This is a genomic window from Occallatibacter sp., assembly GCF_036502485.1.
Taxonomy (GTDB): Bacteria; Acidobacteriota; Terriglobia; order Terriglobales; family Acidobacteriaceae; genus Telmatobacter.
Window position 1 is genome coordinate 28570 of record NZ_DASXYM010000165.1, and the last position, 20629, is coordinate 49198.

Here is a 20629-nt window from a genome sequence, read left to right on the forward strand (position 1 = left end):
TTCAGCAATGGCGGCGGTAGCACGTATCTTTATTTGAAGGCGAAACGGTGGAAGGATTGAAGAGATGGCCGCGTTACGAGCTGGCGGCCGCGACGAGGCACACCGCATGGGGTTGAACGCGTCAGACTTTCTAGTGATCCTCGCCTATCTGGCGGCGGTCACAGTGTTCGGCTTGCGGTTCCGCGGGAAGGAACGCACGCTGCGCGGATACTTCCTTGCGAGCAATAGCATACCGTGGTGGGCAATATCGATTTCGATTGTCGCGGCGGAGACCAGCACACTCACCATCATCAGCCTGCCCGGCCTGGCGTACGCTCAGAACTTCCGAATTCTCCAACTGGCCCTGGGATACATTCTGGGCCGCATTGCCGTGGCGACTTTGTTCATCCCCCACTACTTTCGCGGCCAACTCGTTACCGCTTATGAACTCATTGCGCGCCGCTTTGGTGAGAGGCTCCGGTGGATGACTGCGGGATTGTTTCTGGTGACGCGCGCCGCTGCTGAGGGCATACGCGTATTCGCAGTGGCGCTGGTGGTGCGCATCGCACTGGGGCCGCTGCTTGGCGGCATGAGCGACCTGGGGCGCGACGTTGCGGCCGTCGGGGTGGTGACACTGCTTACCCTGGTTTACACCTTTGAGGGCGGGATGCGGGCGGTGGTCTGGACGGACGTGGTGCAGTTATCGCTCTATGTTGCTGGAGCCGTTGTGGCGATCTTCGCGATTGTGGGGGCTCTTCCGGGAGGATGGCATCAGGTTTTGGCGGTCGCCGTGCCCGCCGGCCGCTTTCGCGTATTCGACCTGTCCTTCCATCTGACGACCACATATTCGCTGTGGGCCGGTGTTATCGGCGGCGCATTTCTCACGACTGCGAGCCACGGTACGGACCAGTTGATCGTGCAGCGACTGCTGGCAGCTCGTAACGAGCGGCAGTCCAAGATCGCGCTTGTTACCAGTGGATTTGCGGTGGCAATGCTGTTCACTCTGTTTCTGCTGATTGGGGCGCTGCTGTTCGTGTACTACAACGAGTTCCCACCAGCTACTGCGTTTACGAAGACGGACATGTTGTTTCCCACGTTCATCGCCACGCGGATGCCGCACCTCATTGCGGGCCTGTTGATTTCGGCGATTCTTGCGGCTGCTATGTCGAACCTGAGCGCCGCGCTGAATTCCCTTTCTTCCATAACGGTTGTGGATTTCTACGCTAGATTGTTTCCGCAGGCAGGTGAGGACAGGCGCGTGCGCATCTCGCGCGCGGCGACTCTCTCCTGGGCCATGGTGCTCTTTTTCCTGGCATTGGTCTCACGGCGAGGCGGAACTGTTATTGAGATGGGGCTGTCGATTGCGTCGGTCGCGTACGGGTCGTTGCTGGGCGTGTTCCTGTTGGGAGTGCTTACGCGTTCGGCCTCTGAGCGAGGTGCAATGATCGGAATGCTCTGCGGACTCGGGTTTAACGTGTATTGCTGGGGGTTCACCCGCATTCCTTTCACGTGGTATGTCGTGTTCGGCTCGGCCGTGACTTTCGTGATTGGCTATGCTGGGAGCCGAGTGCTGGTTTGGACACGCAGGCCGGAAAAAGAGGTGAGCACATCGTGAGATTTGGAGCCGTGTATCAAGTGCCCATGAGATCCATTGCTACTTTGCTGATCTGTGCGTTCCTCATTTCTTTGTCTTCCGCAACCGCAGAGGATGCACGAAGGACGAGTTCGGAGAAGCTTACGCGAATTCTCGATCCGCTGATGGAGAAGGCTGTTGCCGATGAAAACATGCCCGGGGGCGTTTTGCTGGTGGGGCACAACGGACACGTTGTCTATCGGAAGGCGTTCGGGTTTCGCTCGCTTGAGCCCAGACGCGAGGCAATGACCCCCGACACCATTTTCGATCTCGCCTCCCTGACCAAGTGCATCGCGACCACGACGTCCGTGATGAAGCTGGTTGAAGACGGGCGCGTTCGTCTGAACGATCCGGTGGCGGCGTATCTGCGGGAATTCGGGCAGAACGGGAAGCAGGACATAACGGTACGGGAGCTGATGACGCACTACTCGGGGTTGGCCCCAGATCTGGATCTGACGCAGACGTGGTCGGGGCGGGAGGCGGCGTTCAGGATGGCAATGGAACAGAAGCCGGCGAATCCGCCGGGAACGAAATTTGTCTACAGCGACATCAACTTTGAAGTGCTCGGGTTCCTTGTGGAGAAAGTGAGCGGCGTCCCCCTGAACGAGTTTGCGGCGAAGGAGGTGTTTGCGCCACTGGGGATGAAGCACACGCGGTATCTGCCACCGGAGGATTGGAAGGTGAAGATTGCGCCCACACAGTATGACGAGGAGAACCACATGCTGCGCGGCGTTGTGCATGATCCCACGGCGCGCCGGATGGGCGGAGTGGCGGGGCATGCGGGCCTGTTTTCGACGGCGGACGATCTGGCGGTGTTTGCGGAGGAGTTGTTGCGCGGATCGAAGGTGCTGAGCCGCGTTGCGGTGGAAAAGATGTCGACGCCGCAAACGCCTGCCAACGCGGCGAGCGTGCGCGGACTGGGGTGGGATATTGATTCGCCGTTTGCCAGTAACCGCGGCGAGCTGCTGCCGGTGGGATCGTTTGGACATACCGGTTTTACGGGAACTTCCTTGTGGATCGATCCAAGCACGGACACGTACGTGATCCTGCTGACGAACGCAGTGCATCCGCGCGGCGGCCGCTCTGTGGTTTCGCTGCGGACACGCGTGGCGACGGCGGTAGTGGAAGGCCTTGAGCTCACGGTGAGCGAAGAAAAAAGGCTTCGGCTTGCGAGGATTACGGGATATAACGAATCGCTGATGGCGTCGCGCCGGATTGAATCGCGCAATGGCGACGTAAAGAACGGCATCGACGTGCTCGAGGCGCACGGGTTTCGCGAACTGCACGGCAATGGTGCGCATCCGGTGAGGGTTGGGCTGGTGACGAATCACACCGGAGTGGACCGCCGCGGGGAGCGCACGATTGACGTGCTGGCCCACGTGCCGGGGGTTCAGCTGGCGGCCATCTTCAGCCCTGAACACGGGGTTGCGGGGAAGGTTGACACCACCGATATTGCGAATTCGCGCGATGCTGCCACCGGTGTGCCTGTCTACAGTGTGTATGGCGACAGCGATGCGAAGCGCAGGCCGGATTCGGCGGTGGTGGCAGGGTTAGACGTGCTGGTCTACGACATTCAGGATGTGGGCGTGCGGTTCTACACATATGAGACGACGCTGGGGTATTTTCTTGAGGCGGCGGCAAGGGCGGGCAAGGAGTTGATTGTGCTGGACCGACCGAACCCTGTGAACGGCGCGTTTGTTCAGGGGCCGGTGGCGGATGCGAGCCGCGAATCGTTTGTGAGCTACTGGAAGACGCCGATCCGCCATGGAATGACGGCTGGTGAGCTGGGGCGCATGTTCAATGCGGAGCGCGGTATTGGCGCGAAGATGGCCGTGGTGCCGATGGAAGGGTGGTTCCGGGGTGACTGGTTCGACTCCACGGGACAGATATGGATCAATCCGTCGCCGAACATGCGGAGCCTGAACGAAGCCACGCTGTATCCAGGTTTGGGGATGGTTGAAGGGACTAACATCTCCGTGGGGCGCGGCACTGACACACCGTTTGAAGTTGTGGGAGCGCCGTGGATCAGCGCGGCTGAGATGGCGCATCATCTGAACGAGCGCGCGATTCCTGGAGTGCGATTTGTAGCCGTGGAGTTTACCCCGGGTAGCTCAGAATATGCGGGGCAAAAGTGTGGAGGCGTAAATCTCGTCCTTACGGATCGCAATGCGCTGGATGGCCCGGAACTGGGCCTGGAGCTTATGTCCGCATTGCAGACGCTGTATCCAAAGCAGTTCCAGATAAAAGAACTCGACCGGCTGATGGTGAACAAGGTAAGCATGGATGCGCTGGCGCTGGGCGAGGACCCGCGGCGGATTGCGGAGAGCTGGCGCGAGGGGATCGAAGAGTTTGAGGAAACGCGGGCGAAGTATCTGCTGTATCAGCCGGCCGCTGTGAACAAGCCCTAAAAGAAGGTCTGTACCAGGTCGATGACGTTGTAGCTCGCATCCAGAATCGGCAGCACCCGCCACTTGTCGAATGTGAGGCAAGGGTGGCAGATGTCGGAGGCCAGCATGTCTCCCACGCGGAGGTCATCGCCAGGTTCGATCTGCAGGTAAGCATGCTGGTCCATCAGCTTGGTCACTGCCCAGTGCGAGGGCGTTGGCCTGGGGGCCTCCGCGCCGGGACGGTAATGCAGGGCCGGGACGGGCAGGCCGGAATCGAAGGCTGCATCGCGACGGCCCATGCCGAGGATGGCGCGGGTGGGTTCGGGGATGGACTGCACGTAGGCCCAGATGTGGAGAGCGGTCTGGAGACCTGGTCCCAAATCGCGTGCCACGGGATTGCTGTGATGCATCCGTTCCTGTGCTTTGCGATAGGAGCCCACGTCGTGGGTGAGATAGCAGCCGGGACGGAGAACAAGCTCGACGGGCTGGCTGAAGTTGGCGCGAGTGAATTCCTCGGCGACGATGTCAAACCAGGCCGAGCCTGCGCCAGTGAGGATGGGCGTTTGGCGCTGGAAGCGGCCTGTGGTGATGAGTTGTTGAGTGACGGCGCAGGCGCGCTGGAGGAATTCGCGGATGGCGGGTTCGTTGTCCAGAACGCCTTCATAGACTTCAATGCCGGAAAGGCGCAGGGAGTTCTGCCAGTGACTGAGGGCGAAGAGGAGCTCATGCAGGTCGCGGTCGTCGCGCACGCCGGCGCGGCCACCCGGCACGCCGAGCTCGATGAGCACATTGAGGGTCTGCTGCTGTGCGGAGAAGTAGGAGCCTAGCTGCTCCACCTGGGCCGCGGAGTCGGCCAGGCAGTAGAACTCAAATGCATGATCGCGCAACAGGCGCGCAATCATGGCCATGTTCGGTTTGCCCACGAGTTGGTTGGCCATGAGGACGCGGCGTACGCCATGCTCATACGCAACGAGGGTCTGGTGCGCGGTGGCAAGGGTGATGCCCCACGCGCCGCCCTGCAACTGCAGGTCAAAGAGCCTGGGCGCCATGGTGGTTTTACCGTGCGGCGCCAGATTGAGTTTGTAGGCTGCAATGAATTGCCGCATCCATTGCTGGTTGTGCAGCAGCTTGTCGCGGTAGAGCACGGCTGTGGGCAGGCTTAGGTCTTGGTGCAGCAGGTTCCACCCCAGGCGCACGAGGTTGTCCGCGGTCGAGTCGTGTTCCATCGCGCCCAGGCCTTTGTTCAGCATGCCGATGGTCTCAGTGTTTGACGAGCTCAAATGTCACCTCCGCCCCTGCACCGATGAGCGCAGCCGGTATCGCGCTTAGTCTATATTCTGGAGCGAAGCGTCATGGCAGATTGCGACATTCTTATTCGGGAAGCGACGATCCATGATGGGAGCGGCGGTGATGCCTATCTCGGCGATATCGCGATCGCGGGACAACGCATCGTTGAGGTCGGACCCGGGCTGCAGTTTCGCGCGGGAGCGGTGGTGGACGCCGAGGGGCTGACGTTGGCCCCGGGGTTCATTGACACGCATACGCACGATGACACCAGCGTGATTGAGACCCCGGAGATGCTGCCCAAGATCTCGCAGGGCGTGACCACCGTGATTGCGGGAAACTGCGGGATCAGCGCGGCGCCGGTGCGGTTGCGCGGCGAGCCGCCCGATCCGATGACGCTTCTGGGTCCCGCAGGCTTCTTCCGCTATCCTCGATTCGCGGATTATGTCGATGCCGTTCGAACCGCAAGCCCCGCGGTGAACGTGGCGGCCTTTGCCGGACACACAGCTCTGCGCAACAACCACATGGATGGGCTGGACCGAGCCGCTACGGCTGAAGAGATTGCGGCGATGCGCGCCGATTTGGCCGAAGCGCTGGATTGTGGCGCGCTGGGCCTGAGCTCCGGGCTTGCGTATGCCAATGCCAATGCTGCTCCCACCGCGGAAGTGATTGCGCTGACTGAACTGCTGCGCGACCGACAGGCTATCTACGCCACGCATATGCGCACGGAGACGGAAGGGATTCTGGACGCGATCAAGGAGGCGTGCGAGATCGGGCTGGGAGGCGGCGCGCGCGTTGTCATCTCGCATTTGAAATGCGCCGGTATCGCTAACTGGGGGAGGAGCGCCGAAGTGCTTGAGGCCTTCGATGCGGCGCGGTCCTCGCAGCCGCTCTGCTGCGATTGCTATCCCTATGCTGCTGGTTCGAGCACGCTCGATCTGAAGCAGGTGGATCCCCGTGTGGAGATCACGATCACGTGGAGCCGTATGCATCCTGAGGTCGCCGGGCGATCCCTGGGGCAGATCGCAGCCGGCTGGGATGTCTCACAGCTTGAGGCCGCGCAAAGGCTGCAGCCGGCTGGCGCGATCTATCACAGCATTGCGGAGCAGGACATGCGCCGCATTCTTGCGCATCCAGCAACCATGATCGGTTCGGATGGCCTTCCCCATGATTCGCGGCCGCATCCCCGCCTGTGGGGAACTTTCCCGCGAGTGCTGGGACGCTATAGCCGCGAGGAGAAGCTGTTCGCCATGGCGGAAGCAGTCCGCAAGATGACGGCGCTGCCTGCCGAGACGTTCGGACTTGGCGATCGCGGCCGAATTCAGAAGGGCCATTTTGCCGATCTTGTGTTATTCGATGCGGCGCGGATCATCGATACGGCAACCTACGCTGATCCCATTCAGCGCGCCGAGGGAATCGCGAAGGTCTGGGTCAACGGGGTGCTCACGTACACTGCGGATGGACCTACGGGCCAACGCGCCGGACGTTTTCTCCTACGCTCCGGCACATCGAACAATCGGTAGATCAAGTCAGGTACCGCACTAAGCATGATGGATCCCCACAGCGCCTTTCTTTTGCTCTCCACGCTGATCGCGGTTGTCGCGCTGATCCTGCTGGTTGCTGTTTTCAAGCTCAACCCTTTTCTCAGCCTGTTTCTGGCCTCGCTCGGGCTGGGCATCGCAGCGGCGATGCCGATGGCGACGATCATTCATTCTTTTGAAGCGGGAATGGGCGGGACGCTGGGCCATATCGCGATCGTGGTTGCGCTGGGCACGATGCTGGGCAAGATGATGGCCGAATCGGGTGCATCCGATACCATCGCGCATACACTGGTGCGCTGGTTCGGGGAGAAACGCGTACCGCTGGCGATGATGGTGAGCGGGCTGGTGGTGGGTCTGCCGGCGTTCTTCGAGGTCGGATTCGTGCTGCTGGTGCCGATTGCCTTCACCGTGGCGCGGCGGACGCGGACAAATATGCTGCTGGTCTGCCTGCCCATGGTGGCGGGGCTCTCAGTGGTGCACGGGCTGGTGCCGCCGCATCCAGCGGCGCTGATGGCGGCCATGATCTACAAGGCCGATGTGGGGCGGACGATCCTCTACGGATTGCTTATTGGTATTCCGTGCGCGTTCCTTGCCGGGCCGCTGTTCGCGCGCCTGATTGCGCCGTTTATCCAGCTGTCCGAGGAGAACCCCATGGCGGCCGAATTCATCGATCATGGACAGGAGCGAAGCCTGCCCAGCTTTGGGCTGGCCCTGGCGACCATTCTGCTGCCGGTGCTGCTGATGTTGATCGGCAGCTGGGCGGACAGGTTTGCGCCAGCCGGAAGCACCTTGAACGAGGCCATTCGACTGGTGGGTAACGACGATATGGCGCTGCTGATTGGAGTGCTGATCAGCTTTTTCACGCTCGGCAAGATGCGGGGGTTCAACCGCGACACCATTCTGCGGTTTACGAACGAGTGTCTTGCACCCACCGCCACGATCACTTTGCTGGTGGGTGCGGGCGGCGGGTTCGGCCGCGTGCTGCAGGATAGCGGGGTTTCGCACGCGATCATAACCATCGCCCTTCGCAGCCATGTTTCGCTCCTCCTGCTGGCGTGGCTTACGGCGGCGCTGGTGCGGCTTGCCACTGGATCCGCGACGGTGGCCATGACGACCGCCGCAGGGATCGTGGCGCCCATCGCGCTGCAGACCGGGGGAGCGCATCCGGAACTGCTGGCCATTGCGACGGGTGCGGGATCGCTGATCTTCTCGCACGTGAACGATGGCGGGTTCTGGCTGGTGAAGGAGTACTTTAACCTGAGCGTTCCTCAGACGTTGAAGACCTGGTCGATCTGCGAGACGATCATTTCCGTCGCCGGTCTTGCTTTCGCCTTTGCGCTCTCGCTTGCGCTCTAGACAGACCGCGATAGCCGGCCGGGAGCTGTATCGATCTGATGCTTGGGGCGAACAACCTCGCAAGTGACCAGAATCAAGACAGTTCCGCCTTGTTTTCGCTCATCAGCTAGAGTGAAGCCCGTCACATCCTGAGCTATCGACCCAGGCATAGAATCTCCAAGGTTACGAGCGCGGAGTTCCGCGTTCGCGCTGGAGACGCAATGGCGAAGCAGCAGGAACGCGGCAGGTCCCGATCGATGCAGGAGAGGATTGCCGATCTGCGCGCACGGCGGGACATGGTTGAGCTCGGCGGCGGCAAGGAACGAATTGCCAAACAGCATCAAGCGGGCAAGCTGGCCGCGCGCGAGCGGATCGCCGCGCTGGTGGACAAGGCGAGTTTCCAGGAGATCGGGGTGTTCGCACGCCATCGCGCCACGTACTTCGGGATGAGCGGCAAGGAACTGCCGGCCGATGGGGTAGTCACGGGGTGCGCCACCATCGAGGGGCGGCTGGTGCACCTTGCCAGCCAGGATTTTACGGTGGCGGGAGGCGCGGCCGGGGAAGTTCATTGCAGCAAGATCGTCGACATGATGAACATGTCGCTGAAAACGGGCAGCCCTTTTGTCTTCATCAATGATTCCGGCGGCGCGCGCGTGCAGGAGGGAATCGACTCGCTGGACGGCTATGCGCGGGTGTTTCACCGCAACGTGATGCTCTCCGGCACGGTTCCGCAGATTGCGGTGATCTGCGGTCCGTGTGCGGGCGGCGCGGCTTACAGCCCGGCGCTCACTGATTTCGTAATCCAGACGCGGGCGGCGCGCATGTTCATCACGGGGCCGCAGGTGATCAGGCAGGTTACGGGCGAAGAGGTCAGCGCTGAGGAGCTTGGCGGCCCGGTCTCGCAGATGAACAACGCCGGAGTGGTCGATCTGATCGCTGAGAACGATGAGGAAGCTCTTCAGCTCTGCCGCCGCCTGCTTGCTTTTTTGCCTTCCAACAATCTGGAGGATCCGCCTCGCGCCCCGTTCAACTCCCGCTTGAAGACTGACTCTGACCTGAACGAGATCGTTCCTGTGGATCCAAAGATTGCCTATGATGTGCGGTCGGTCATTGTGCGCATTGTCGACAGTCAGGATTTTCTGCAGATTCAGCCGGGGTTCGCGCCGAATCTTGTCATCGGGTTTGGACGTCTTCAAGGGCGCCCCGTGGGCATTGTGGCGAATCAGCCCAACGCGCTCGCCGGAGTTTTGGATATCAACGCATCGGATAAGGCGGCACGATTTGTTCGCTTCTGCAATGCGTTCAATATCCCGCTGCTCACGTTCGTGGATGTGCCGGGATTTCTGCCTGGTGTGGAGCAGGAGCGCGGAGGCATTATCCGGCACGGAGCCAAGCTGCTGTTCGCCTATTCCGCGGCCACGGTGCCGAAGATCACGGTGGTGCTGCGCAAGGCGTACGGCGGCGCGTACATCGCTATGTGCTCGAAGGGACTCGGAGCTGATCGCGTCTTCTCGTGGCCGACCGCCGAGATTGCCGTGATGGGCGCCGAGGGCGCTGCGGAGATTGTCTTTCGGCATGAGATTGATGCGGCCGAGGACCAGGGTATTCGCCGCAAGGAACTCGTCGAGGAGTATCGCGACACGTTTGCCAATCCCTATGTGGCCGCGGGGCGCCGTCTTGTGGACGACGTGATTGAGCCCGCGGAGACGCGGCGCTACGTGGCGCACGCACTCGAGTCGCTCCACGCCAAGCGCGAACTGCGCCCGGCCAAGAAACACGGACTGATTCCGCTCTAGGAAGGAGTCTCACGTGACGGAGAACTGGGCAGTTGCGGCACTGATCCTGGCAGCGTTTGCGGTTGGTGCCGCGGCGGTGTGCATGGTCCTCCTGATGCGTTTGCAGCACCGACTGTTGGCCGGTCAGCAGGCGCTTGGGAATCAGGCAGGCAGGCTCGACGAAGCAGTTCAAATGATTGAAGCCCGACTTGCCGAACTGCACGCATCTATGTACCCCGCGGCAGCCGGAGACGCTGACACCGAATCGGCTGCGGAGCTGGGAGAGGCGGCGGCTCAGGAAGCCATGCAACCCGCGATCGAGCCGCAGATTCAGGCGGCGATTGCTGCCGCAGCCGCGGTTGCGATAGGACCGCATGCGCGCGTGCGGTCAGCCAGGATTGTGAACCCGCAGGAGGATGCCAGCGCCTGGTCGCAGCAGGGGCGCGTTTTGGTGCAGACCTCGCACAATCTCCGCTAAGTGCGAGCGACGGAAAGGATGTTCCCTTGAAGCTCCGAATCACCATCGCCGGCACCACCTACGAGGCCGACGTAGAGGTGCTTGAAGACGACGAAGCGGCGGCGCCGTATATTCCGCCGCCGCGGCCGTATATCCCACCGCCTCAGCCGGGCCCCGCGCTCCCGCAGGAATTTTCGGATAACGTGTGCCGAAGCCCGGTCACTGGGCTCGTGATCCGCATCCCCGTGCAGGAAGGCCAGAGCGTGGAAGCAGGCGATCTGCTGATTGTGCTTGAGGCCATGAAGATGGAGACGCAGGTCACAGCTCCGCGCGCGGGATCGGTTTCAAAGATACAAGTTGTGCAGGGCAATTCCGTCAAGGCCAATCAGCCGCTGATTGAGATGCAATGGCAAGAAGCGCCCGCAGGAGAAGCAGAGAGATGAGCACAGAAGTGCAGGAAGAAATCGCGGGGGGGCCGGGGATTCGATGCGTCGATCACGTTGCCATCGCCGTAGCGCCGGGCGAACTGGAGAAGCAGGCCGACGCATACAAATTGATGGGCTTCCGCGAGATTCATCGGGAGGACGTGTTGGGGCGCGATCAGGTGCGCGAAGTGCTGTTGCAGATCGGCGATGGCCCCAACCTCATCCAGCTTCTGGAGCCGCTCTCACCGGATTCGCCGGTGAACAAGACCATCGAGCGCAACGGGGGACGTCCTGGGATTGCACATATCGCATTTCGCGTTCCGGATGCGCGGAAGGCGTTTGATGGATTGCGGTCAGCCGGTTTCAACATCATCGATAGTGCCCCACGGCCTGGCTCACGCGGCACTTCGGTCTTTTTCGTTCACCCCAAATCGCATGTCGACCACGCATTTGGAATTCTTTTTGAGATCGTCGAAGACAACTCAGCAAAAGTGAATGACCATGCCTGACGACAAACTTCTTTCGGAATTCCCGCCGATTGCCACGCCCGCGTGGGAGGCTGCCATCCGGGAGGACCTGAAGGGCGGCGATCCCGAAAAGCTTGTGTGGCACGCCGAAGAGGGACTTGACCTGAAGCCGTTCTACCGCGCTGAAGACACTGCGGGATTGGCACTGACCAGGGCCGTTCTGAGGCGATTTCCGTATGTGCGCGGCGCGGAGTTCAACGGCAATTGGCGCATTCGCGAGCTGATCGACGCTTTCGATCCCGAAGAAGCAAACCGGCGGGCGCAGGCCGCTGTGTCGGCTGGCGTGGAAGAGGTAGCGTTTCGACTGGAGGGGCTCCGTGCGCCGTCTGACCTGGCGGTGCTGTTCGCGCAGCTTGAGGACGTTCCGCTTCAATTTGAAGGGATCGACAGAGACACGCTGCGCGCCCTGGCGGTCCGGCTTCGGAAGCGCTCGCATGGTGCCACAGTGTCGGCCAGTTTCGACCCCCTGACAGACCTGGCGTTTACGGCTGAGATGCTTGCCAGCGCGCCGGTTGGGCTCCGTCCATTTACGGTGGGGGGATCAGCGGGGGATTCCGCATCCTCTGCGCAGCAGATCTGCAGCGCGGTGGCACAGGCGGCCAGGTTTATTCAGGCCATGCAGGACGCAGGGATTTCTGCGGAGCGCGCTGCGGCTTCCATCACTTTTTCTGTCGCTATGGGTTCGCGCTTTGTTGTGGAGATTGCGAAACTTCGGGCATTGCGCGTGGTATGGGCCAAGGTGCTGGATTCGTACGGTGTGGCAGGCGAGGATGGTGCGGCTCGGATTCACGCTTTTACGTTGAGCTCCGTTTCGAATCCGGACGTGGCCCACATGGATATTCTGCGCGGCGCCGTCGGAGCCGCGGCCGCGGTGTTGGGAGGCGCAGATTGCATCACCGTAGAGCCCTGCGCGGCCGTTGGGCAGTTCACAGGGGAGCAGGCTCAGCGGATTGCCCGCAACACGCAAATCATTCTTAAACACGAGTGCCAATTCTCACAGGTGGCCGATGCGGCCGGCGGGTCGTACGCAGTGGAGTCCATCACCGAGCGCCTTGCGACCGAAGCGCTGGCGAAACTTCACGGAGTCGTCTCGCTCGAACACGGCACCGGAAAATCTCCGCAAGACGCCGGGGCCGGAAGGGCTCCGGAGGCAGCGGAGCATCTCTCGCGCGAGCACATCCCGATCAAGCCGTTTTATGCGGCAGAGGATGTAGCGGGTCTGGAGCATCTGGAGTATGCGGCTGGCATGCCGCCCTTCCTCCGCGGGCCTTACAGCACGATGTACACGCTGCAGCCGTGGACGATCCGCCAGTACGCGGGCTTTTCTACAGCCGAGGAATCGAACGCCTTCTACCGCCGCAATCTTGCCGCCGGGCAAAAGGGACTTTCCGTCGCTTTCGATTTGCCCACGCATCGCGGCTATGACTCCGATCATCCGCTGGTGGCCGGCGACGTTGGCAAAGCCGGAGTGGCCATCGATTCCGTGCTGGACATGAAGGTGTTGTTTGATGGTATTCCGCTGGACCGGATGTCGGTCTCGATGACCATGAATGGCGCGGTGCTGCCGATCATGGCGTTCTACATCGTGGCGGCTGAAGAGCAGGGTGTGCCGCTCAACAAGCTCAGCGGAACCATTCAGAACGACATTCTCAAAGAGTTCATGGTGCGCAACACATATATCTATCCGCCCCAACCCTCGTTGCGCATCATCGGCGATATTTTCCGATACTGCGCTGCGCAGATGCCGCGCTTTAACTGCATCAGCGTGAGTGGCTATCACATGCAGGAGGCCGGGGCCACGGCCGATATCGAGCTGGCTTACACGCTGGCCGATGGACTGGAGTATTTGCGCACCGGGATCAAGGCGGGGCTGAATGTGGATGACTTTGCGCCGCGCATCTCGTTTTTCTGGGGAGTGGGCATGAACCACTTCATGGAGATTGCCAAGATGCGTGCGGCGCGCGTGCTGTGGGCAAAGCTGGTGAAGGGCTTTGGTGCGAAGAATCCCAAGTCTCTGGCATTGCGGGCGCATTCGCAGACTTCCGGCTGGAGCCTGGCGGCGCAGGATCCTTATAACAACGTGGTGCGCACTTGCATGGAGGCGCTTGCCGCTGCGATGGGGCATACGCAGTCGCTGCACACCAATGCGTTGGATGAAGCTCTTGCGCTGCCGACGGATTTCTCCGCGCGCATTGCGAGGGACACGCAGATCTACCTGCAGCAGGAGACCGGCATCACGCGCATCATCGATCCGTGGGGAGGCTCCCATTATGTCGAACGGCTCACGCATGAGCTCATGCACGCGGCGTGGGAGCTGATTGAGGAGGTCGAGGGTCTGGGCGGCATGACTAGGGCGATCGAAACCGGCGTTCCCAAGATGCGCATTGAGGAGGCCGCGGCGCGGCGCCAGGCCTGCATTGATTTGGGCAGGGATGTGATCGTCGGTGTGAATGCCTACCAACCTGCGGAGGAGACGCCGATCCCGGTTCTAGACATTGACGATGCTGCGGTGCGTGCCGCGCAGATCGCGCGGCTGGAGCAGGTTCGCCGCGAGCGTAGCAGTGAGGCCGTCGCGCAGTCGCTGGCGGAGCTTGAAGCGTGTGCTCGCGCAGTCGAGGGGAATCTGCTGGAATGCGCCGTTGTAGCGGCGCGCAACCGCGCCACGCTGGGCGAAATCTCGCTCGTGCTTGAGAAGGCGTGGGGCCGCTACCAGGCCGTTCCGCGGGCGGTTACGGGTATCTATGCCGCTGAGGCGGCGGGCGAAGACTTCCGGATGACGCAGCGAATGGTGGCGGAGTTTGAGGAGGCGGAGGGCCGCCGCCCGCGCATCCTGGTCGCGAAGATGGGACAGGACGGGCACGACCGCGGAGCCAAGGTGATTGCGAGCGCCTTCGCGGATCTGGGGTTCGATGTGGACATCGGTCCACTCTTCCAAACTCCGGCGGAGGTGGCGCGCTTCGCCGCGGAAAGCGACGTGCACGTGGTGGGTGTATCAACTCTTGCCGCCGGGCACAAGACGCTTGTGCCGCAACTCATTGGAGAGCTGCGGACACTGGGGCGCGACGACATTCTTGTGGTGGCCGGGGGAGTGATTCCGCCGCAGGACTATGACTTTCTTTACCAGGCCGGAGTGGCCGGGATCTACGGTCCAGGCACTCCCATTCCCAAGGCTGCGCAGCAGATACTGCGTGTGCTGGCCGCAACTCCGGTGGGAGGAGCCGCGCGTTGAGCATTGCGATGGGGAGCCCGCTTCGCATCCGGGCCGGGTCGGCACCGCATGAACGGCCGGCTCAGCCAGCGCTGCGTTTTCGAAGGCCGCTCACGCGCGATGAATATATCGAGGGAATTCTGCGGGGCGACCGCCATGTTCTCTCGCGTGCCATTACGCTGATCGAAAGCTCGCGCGCGGCGGATCGCGATCTGGCGGATGAAGTTGTTGAAGCCTGCCTGCCGCACACCGGCCGCGCTCTGCGCGTGGGCATCACGGGTGTGCCTGGGGCCGGCAAGAGCACGCTGATTGAAGCCGTGGGGCAGTACATCCTTGGCGAATACGGACAAACGGTCGCGGTGCTCGCCGTGGATCCAACCAGCCAGATCACGGGCGGGAGCATTCTGGGCGACAGAACGCGCATGGTCGCGCTGTCGTCGTGCGAAGGAGCATTCATTCGGCCATCGCCCTCGCGCGGATCGCACGGAGGGGTGGCGCAGAGCACACGCGAGGCGATGCTACTGTGCGAGGCTGCAGGCTATCAGAACATCGTGGTTGAAACTGTGGGTGTAGGGCAGTCAGAAACCGCGGTGCACGGCATGGTGGACTTCTTTCTGGTGGTGATGCTGGCAGGCGCGGGTGACGAACTGCAGGGCATTAAGCGCGGCGTGATGGAGCTTGCCCATCTCGTCGCCATCAACAAGGCGGACGGGGAGAATATCGCGGCAGTTGAGCGCACCCGCTCCGAAGCCGAACGGGCGCTGCACTACTTCCCTGCTGCGGTGTCGGGCTGGACGCCGCGGGCGATCGCCTGTTCCGCGCTGACGGGCCGCGGGATTCCCGCGTTGTGGAATGCAGTCCAGGAGTTTGCCGAACTCGCGCGGGCCAATGGCAGCTTTGAAAGGAACCGCTGTGACCAACGCCGCCGCTGGCTGCGCGATGCGCTCGACCAGGGTCTTGCCCGGCTGTTCCGCTCCCATGCGCTGGTGAGTCAACACATGCCGGAGTACGAGCGGGAAGTAACTGAGGGGCGCATCACGCCGTTCCGCGCGGCCCGGCAGTTGCTTGAGATCTATACGGGCGCATCGCGAGCCGGTTTGTGACGCACGCGGGGTGTGAATCGCTCTCCCACTTTTCCTCAGTCTGGTCCTTTACGATAACGAAGGATCACTCATGACTGAATCGAAGACTCTCTCCCCCGAAATTCTCCTTCATATTGCAAATTCTCTGAACCTCCCTATGCGCGGGGTGATGGCCGTTATCGAACTGCTGGACGACGGCGGGACCGTTCCATTCGTCGCGCGCTATCGCAAAGAGGCCACCGGCAACCTGGATGAAGTGCAGATCCGGGCGATTGAGGACAAGCTTGCGTACTTCCGCGATCTCGTCGACCGGCGCAAAACGATTCTTGCGTCTATTGCCGAGCAAGGCAAGCTGACCGACGAGCTGAAGGCGCGCATTGAGGCCACGCTCGAAAAGAACGAACTTGAAGACCTGTATCTGCCTTACAAGCCGAAGCGCCGCACCAAGGCGACCATCGCGCGCGAAAAGGGTTTGGAGCCGCTGGCCAAATATCTGTGGGAGCAGCAGCCCGCTGCTGACCCATTGAACAGTTTCGCCGCAACTTTCGTGAATGCGGAGGTCGGCGTAGCTAACGTCGATGACGCGCTGGAAGGGGCGCGCCATATTGTTGCTGAATGGATGAGCGAAGACGCGAACCTCCGCAAGGCCCTGCGGCAGCTCATGTTCGACGAAGGCACCGTGGTGAGCCGCAAAATGATGGACGCGGTGGACGAGCAGGGAAAGTTCAAGATGTACTACGAGTACTCGGAGGCGGTGAAGACGATTCCTTCGCACCGCATGCTCGCCATTCGTCGCGGCGAGAGCGAGAACGTGCTTTACTTCCTGATCGAGCTTGAGGCCGAGCGTGCTCTTGCCGTTCTGCGTCGCAACGTACTGCGGGCGCCGGCAGACTGGACCTCGCAGCTTGAGCTCGCCATTGAAGACGCATGGAAACGCCTGCTCAACTCATCCATCCAGGGCGAAATCCGCCTCCAGCTGAAGCGACGCTCTGATACCGAAGCTATCCAGGTGTTTAAGGACAATCTTTATAACGTGCTGCTGGCTCCGCCGGCCGGCCCGCTTTCCGTGCTCGGGATTGATCCCGGCCTGCGAACGGGTTGCAAGGTAGCGGTGGTGGATGAAACGGGCAAGCTGCTTGCGCACGATGTGTTCTACCTGCATACGAGCAAGAGAGGCGACGCCGAGGCCTCGCCCAAGATGGAATCGTTGCTGCGCAAGTACAACGTGCGCGCCATCGCTATTGGCAACGGAACGGCGTCGCGCGAGACCGACGCGTTTGTGCGCGGATTCCTGCGCGAAAAGGGGATTGACGGCATCTTCTCCGTTACGGTGAGCGAAGCCGGCGCCAGCGTCTATTCGGCTTCTGACGTAGCGCGCCAGGAGTTTCCCGATCTCGATCTTACGGTTCGCGGCGCCATCTCGATTGCACGGCGCCTGCAGGATCCCCTCTCCGAACTTGTCAAGGTCGATCCCAAGTCAATCGGCGTGGGCCAGTATCAGCATGACGTGGATCAGCGCCAGCTTGCGGAGTCGCTGCAGGCGGTCGTGGAGAGCTGTGTGAATCGCGTGGGCGTCGACCTCAACACCTCATCATGGATGCTGCTGCGTCATGTGGCCGGGATCAGCGAGCGCACCGCTCTGCACATCGTCGCGTTTCGCAACGAGAAGGGCGGCTTCCGCTCGCGACGACAAGTTCTGGAAGTTCCGGGCGTGGGCCGGAAGACGTTTGAGCAGGCCGCCGGTTTTTTGCGCATTCGCAATGGCGACAATCCGCTTGACTCCACCGCAGTGCATCCGGAGTCGTACCACGTGGTGGAGCAGATCGCGTCGATGCTCAACACGCCTGTGGCGGAGATCATCAAGCAGCCGGAGCTGCTGGAGAAGGTTGAAAAGAACAAGCTGTCCGCCGGGGCGTTCACGCTGAATGACATACTCGCCGAACTGCGCAAGCCTGGCCGCGATCCGCGGGACAAATTTGTCGCTCCCAGCTTCCACGACGACGTGAAGCAGATCGCGGACGTGAAGGTGGGCATGGCGCTGGAGGGCGTGGTGACCAACGTGACCAAGTTTGGCGCGTTCGTCGACATTGGCGTGCACCAGGACGGGCTGGTCCATATCAGCGAGCTTTCCAACAAGTTCATCAGGGAGCCCTCTGAGGCGGTGAAGACGGGGCAACTGGTGAAGGTGAAGGTGCTGGCGGTGGATGAAAAGGCCAAGCGCATTTCGCTCTCGATGAAGGCGCTGATGGCCGGCGGCCAGCGGTCTGCCGCAGCCAGGCCGGCGCCGAAGCCGGAGATGCAGGTGCAGGACAAGCTAGACCTGCTCTCCTCGAAGTGGAAGACCCGCACCTAAGAGCCGAAGAGCAAGAACCATCTGTACGCCTGAAGGCCTGCGCTTGTGCGGGCCTTTTCGCTTTTGGTGCTGACTGCCAACTCGCGCGTGAAGCGTTCGGACAGCTATAGTGTTGCTGCCCGGGAACAGTGCTTCGCCGCCGGCGTATCTTCGCTGAACGAACAGCGATGTGCCGTCTTCTGAATCATTCAGCGGTTCCCCTCGGAGGACGGATGCTCGAAGTATCCCAGCGCAAAAAGGTCTATGACGTCTGCATTATCGGTTCAGGGGCCGGTGGCGGGACAGCCGCGAAGATCCTCACCGAGGGCGGCCTCAGTGTTGTGATGCTGGAGGCTGGGCCGCGCCTCAATCCCGACACCGATTTCAAAGAACACGTCTGGCCGTATCAGCTTCCGCACCGTGGCGTCGGAGTAGGCGGAACGCAGCGCGGCCTGGTGACGGAGTTCATGGCACCCAACGGCTTCTGGGACATTCCCGGCGAGCCCTACACTACCGCGCCGGGATCCTCGTTTCGCTGGTTCCGTTCGCGCATCGAAGGAGGCCGCACCAATCATTGGGGACGGATCGCACTGCGCTTCGGGCCTGCCGACTTCAGGGCGCACTCTACCGACGGTATGGGAGATGATTGGCCGATCACGTACGAGGAGCTCGCGCCCTACTACGACAAGGTGGAGTCCTACATCGGCGTGTTCGGGTCGAAAGAAAACGTGCCGAACGCGCCGGATGGCATCTTCATGCCGCCACCCAAGCCGCGCTGCACCGAGACGCTGGTCAAGAAGGCGTGCGACAAGCTGCATATCACCTGCATACCCTCGCGCCTGGCGATTCTTACGAAGGCGCTGAACGGGCGCGATGCGTGCCACTACTGCGCGCAGTGCGGGCGTGGCTGCCGCACGGCTTCCAATTTCAGTTCGAGCCAGGTGATGATCCCGCCGGCGGCAGAGACCGGCCGCCTGACGATGATTGCCAACGCCATGGCGCGCGAGATCGTTTTGGGCGCCAATGGAAAGGCAGAGGCGGTCTCCTATGTGGACAAGAGCACCAAGCAGGAGCAGCGCGTTTACGCACGTTCCATTGTTGTGGCGGCGAGTGCGTGCGAGTCGGCGCGGCTGCTGCTCAATTCGCGCTCATCCAGTTTTCCGAATGGAATCGCCAACTCATCCGGTGTTGTTGGACGTTATCTGACGGACTCGGTGGGCAGCGATCTGGTGGGGCACTTCCCGCAGCTTGAGGGGATGCCCGCGCACAATCACGACGGCGTGGGGGGCATGCACATGTACATGCCGTGGTGGCTGTTCGGAAAGAAGAACGAGTTTCTGCGCGGGTATCACATTGAGTTTGGAGGGGGGCGCGATATGCCGGGCGTGGGCGGGTTCCAGCACGTGTGCGAGGAGCACGAGGGCTACGGCGCGAGTCTCAAACAAGCCTGCCGCAAGGATTACGGCACCTACATTGGTTTCAATGGCCGGGGCGAGATGATTCCCAACGAGAAGTCGTTCTGCGAGATTGACCCCAGCGTGAAGGATCAGTGGGGGATACCGGTTCTGCGGTTTCATTGGGGGTGGGGGGAGAACGAGATCAAGATGTCGGATCACATGCAGCAGACGTTCCGGCAGATTATTGAAGGTGCGGGTGGAACGGTGGCCACGTTCCGGCGCCATTCGCCGCCGCCGGCGAGCGCGGGGGAGAGCCTGGCGCTTCGCCAGCAGCCCGCGGGGCGCATCTCGGAGGGCGGCGAGATCATTCACGAACTGGGCACGGTGCGCATGGGCGATGATCCGAAGACGTCGGCGCTGAACCGGTGGTGCCAGGCGCATGATGTGAAGAATGTGTTTGTTGCGGATGCGGCGCCGTTTGTCACCAACCCTGACAAGAATCCGACGCTGACCATCATGGCGCTGTCGTGGCGGACGTCAGAGTATCTGCTGGAGCAGGCGAAGAAGGGAGAGCTGGGATGACGCTGGATACGGTTTCGCGCCGGGCGGTTCTCAAGTCTCTGGGCATGAGCGTGGCGGTGGGGTCGGTGCTGCGGGTGATTCCTGTAGAGGCGGCGGAGCATGCGCACCACATGATCGAAGCGGAGAAGGATGGTGCTGCGGGGGCGTATGCGCCGAAGTTCTTTGATGCGCATGGGTTCAAGACGCTGCAGGGGCTGGCCGATACGATTATGCCGCCGGACGCGGATTCAGGCGGGGCGGTGGAGGGCGGGGCGCCGGAGTTCATCGATCTGCTCAGCAGCGAGAATCCCGAATACCGGGCGACGCTGGGCGAGTTCTTCGGCTGGCTGGACGCGGCGTGCACAAAGCGCTACGGGAAGGCTTGGGTCGACTGCGCCAAGGGGCAGCAGACGGAGATTCTGGACCTGGTGGCGTACCGCAAGAACGCGGAGCACGATGCGAGCCTGGAGAAGGCGGTGTATGGGTTCTCGTTCCTGAGGAACTTTGTGGCGGACGGGTTCTTCACCAGCAAGGTTGGGATCCGGTATCTGGGGTACAAGGGGAACACGTATTTGACGGAGTTTCCGGGGTGCCCGCCGGTTCCCGGGGTATGACCTGGGGGGGGTATATTTACGGATTAGTAAACATAGTTTCGCAGTCTTGTGATTGACAACTGCTTGGAATTGCGCTCGCCCGCAGGGTTTTG

The 20629-nt window shown here is 61.6% G+C and carries 14 protein-coding genes; 13 read left to right on the forward strand and 1 reads right to left on the reverse strand.

Annotation, left to right across the window (positions count from 1 at the left end; translation table 11 throughout):
* The first annotated feature begins 64 nt into the window (after nt 1–64).
* Together VGL22_RS20440 and VGL22_RS20445 are read left to right on the forward strand one after the other, a co-directional pair.
* Nucleotides 65–1594: a sodium:solute symporter gene (locus tag VGL22_RS20440; protein WP_465268814.1), complete on the forward strand. Its 1530-nt coding sequence runs from the start codon at nt 65–67 to the stop codon at nt 1592–1594.
* Nucleotides 1595–1620: 26 nt separating this feature from the next.
* Nucleotides 1621–4020 carry an exo-beta-N-acetylmuramidase NamZ domain-containing protein gene (locus VGL22_RS20445; RefSeq protein WP_465268815.1) on the forward strand — a complete coding sequence of 800 codons (2400 nt, stop codon included), beginning with the start codon at nt 1621–1623 and terminating at the stop codon, nt 4018–4020.
* Here VGL22_RS20445 and VGL22_RS20450 read toward each other — a convergent pair.
* Nucleotides 4017–5279 carry an amino acid deaminase gene (locus VGL22_RS20450; RefSeq protein ID WP_465268816.1) on the reverse strand — a complete coding sequence of 421 codons (1263 nt, stop codon included), beginning with the start codon at nt 5277–5279 and terminating at the stop codon, nt 4017–4019. The genes VGL22_RS20445 and VGL22_RS20450 overlap by 4 nt on opposite strands.
* A gap of 72 nt (nt 5280–5351) precedes the next feature.
* On the opposite strand from VGL22_RS20450, the gene VGL22_RS20455 reads away from it, so the two are divergent.
* The 11 genes from VGL22_RS20455 (at nt 5352) to VGL22_RS20505 (ending at nt 20537) form a co-directional block, all read left to right on the forward strand.
* On the forward strand, nt 5352–6806 hold the full coding sequence (locus tag VGL22_RS20455; RefSeq protein WP_465268817.1) for an N-acyl-D-amino-acid deacylase family protein: 1455 nt from the start codon (nt 5352–5354) through the stop codon (nt 6804–6806).
* Between the two features lie 24 nt (nt 6807–6830).
* Nucleotides 6831–8180, forward strand: a complete 1350-nt coding sequence (locus VGL22_RS20460; RefSeq protein WP_465268818.1) for a GntT/GntP/DsdX family permease — start codon at nt 6831–6833, stop codon at nt 8178–8180.
* A gap of 200 nt (nt 8181–8380) precedes the next feature.
* Nucleotides 8381–9955 (forward strand): acyl-CoA carboxylase subunit beta, encoded by a 1575-nt coding sequence (locus tag VGL22_RS20465; protein ID WP_465268819.1) that lies wholly within the window; start codon nt 8381–8383, stop codon nt 9953–9955.
* A 13-nt stretch (nt 9956–9968) separates the two neighbouring features.
* A complete protein-coding gene (locus VGL22_RS20470) occupies nt 9969–10412 on the forward strand; it encodes a hypothetical protein (protein ID WP_465268820.1) in 444 nt (147 codons plus the stop codon).
* A 26-nt stretch (nt 10413–10438) separates the two neighbouring features.
* Entirely contained in the window at nt 10439–10834 is a 396-nt protein-coding gene (locus VGL22_RS20475; protein ID WP_465268821.1) for an acyl-CoA carboxylase biotin carboxyl carrier protein subunit, read from the forward strand.
* On the forward strand, nt 10831–11325 hold the full coding sequence (locus tag VGL22_RS20480; RefSeq protein ID WP_465268822.1) for a VOC family protein: 495 nt from the start codon (nt 10831–10833) through the stop codon (nt 11323–11325). The genes VGL22_RS20475 and VGL22_RS20480 overlap by 4 nt, the downstream gene beginning before the upstream one ends.
* Entirely contained in the window at nt 11318–14572 is a 3255-nt protein-coding gene (scpA, locus tag VGL22_RS20485; protein ID WP_465268823.1) for a methylmalonyl-CoA mutase, read from the forward strand. Before VGL22_RS20480 ends, scpA begins: the two co-directional genes overlap by 8 nt.
* On the forward strand, nt 14569–15654 hold the full coding sequence (gene meaB / locus VGL22_RS20490) for a methylmalonyl Co-A mutase-associated GTPase MeaB (protein WP_465268824.1): 1086 nt from the start codon (nt 14569–14571) through the stop codon (nt 15652–15654). The genes scpA and meaB overlap by 4 nt, the downstream gene beginning before the upstream one ends.
* 70 nt (nt 15655–15724) lie before the next feature.
* Nucleotides 15725–17986 (forward strand): Tex family protein, encoded by a 2262-nt coding sequence (locus VGL22_RS20495; RefSeq protein WP_465268825.1) that lies wholly within the window; start codon nt 15725–15727, stop codon nt 17984–17986.
* Between the two features lie 212 nt (nt 17987–18198).
* Nucleotides 18199–19944, forward strand: coding sequence for a GMC family oxidoreductase (locus VGL22_RS20500; protein WP_465268826.1), 1746 nt, complete (start codon nt 18199–18201; stop codon nt 19942–19944).
* Nucleotides 19941–20537, forward strand: coding sequence for a gluconate 2-dehydrogenase subunit 3 family protein (locus VGL22_RS20505; RefSeq protein WP_465268827.1), 597 nt, complete (start codon nt 19941–19943; stop codon nt 20535–20537). Before VGL22_RS20500 ends, VGL22_RS20505 begins: the two co-directional genes overlap by 4 nt.
* Nucleotides 20538–20629: the final 92 nt, after the last annotated feature.